Origin of the sequence: Halomonas sp. NPDC076908 (genome assembly GCF_050269715.1) — a bacterium.
Taxonomy (GTDB): domain Bacteria; phylum Pseudomonadota; class Gammaproteobacteria; order Pseudomonadales; family Halomonadaceae; genus Vreelandella.
Genome location: NZ_JBNNIW010000119.1, coordinates 1 through 1,106 on the forward strand (window position 1 = coordinate 1; position 1,106 = coordinate 1,106).

Here is a 1,106-nt window from a genome sequence, read left to right on the forward strand (position 1 = left end):
ATAGGATTCAGTGCTGCCATGGATCAAATCACCTTCTCCGAAGCCGAGTACCAGAACAAGAAGCGAAAGACCCGCCGCGAACTCTTTCTGGAGCGGATGGACAAGTTGATTCCCTGGCCGCAGTTGGAGAAGAAGGTAGCCCGTTATTACCCCAAGGGCGAGAGCGGGCGGCCTCCGTATCGGTTGTCTGCCATGCTTCGCGTCCACTGCATGCAGTTGTTCTACAACCTGAGCGATCCGGCCATGGAAGACGCCCTCTACGAGATCGAGTCCATGCGCCAATTCGCCGGTTTGAAACTGGATCGATTGCCGGACGAAACCACGATTCTTAAGTTTCGCCATTTTCTGGAACGCCACGGCCTTGGCAAGGTACTGTTCCAGGAAGTGAACAAGCACCTGGCGAAAAATGGCCTGATGTTGCGCGAAGGGAGCATTGTCGATGCCACGATCATCTCTGCGCCTAGTTCCACCAAAAACAACAAAGGCGAGCGCGATCCGGAAATGCACCAGACTAAAAAAGGGGGCTCTTGGCACTTCGGCATGAAAATGCACATAGGTGTCGACGATAAGCTTGGGTTGATTCACAGCATCGAGACCACGGCTGCCAATGTCCATGACATTGTGTCCGCCGATCAGTTGCTTCACGGGGAAGAGCAACGCGTCTTCGGTGATGCCGGTTACCTGGGCATTCAAAAACGAGACGAGCACAAACATCGTAGCGACGTCTCCTGGTATATAGCCAAACGGCCTGGCACCCGTAAGAAGCTGGATGCCCGGCGACAGAAAGTCGAAAAGATCAAAGCCAGTATCCGTGCCAAAGTGGAGCACCCCTTTCGGTACATCAAACACGTTTTTGGTTATGGAAAGGTTCGCTATCGTGGACTGACCAAAAACACTCAGCGCCTGCACTTGTTGGCGGCGTTCAGCAACCTGCTGATCAGTGAGAAATACCTGTGGGAATAGGGTTATTGCGCCCGTTTCCCGCTCAATGAGTGGGAAACGGGCAAAAATAGACAAAGAACGGGAGAAGAGTGTCTGAATTTGCGATTTTTTGTCGGCTTAAGTGAGAGCTGACGAATATCGGCAGTTATTCAGACCTTCCCTAA

1 protein-coding gene is annotated in these 1,106 nt (G+C 52.4%); it reads left to right on the plus strand.

Annotated features, from left to right (window positions below; translation table 11 throughout):
• Nucleotides 1–18: 18 nt before the first annotated feature.
• The gene (locus ACQKE4_RS20765) at nucleotides 19–963 is read left to right on the plus strand and encodes an IS5 family transposase (protein WP_427390116.1); all 945 of its coding nucleotides are present in this window, start codon (nucleotides 19–21) and stop codon (nucleotides 961–963) included.
• Nucleotides 964–1,106 lie beyond the last annotated feature (143 nt).

Excerpts from the sequence above, each read along its gene's own strand:
- ACQKE4_RS20765 (WP_427390116.1), top strand. The coding sequence starts at position 19 with ATGGATCAAATCACCTTCTCCGAAGCCGAGTACCAGAACAAGAAGCGA.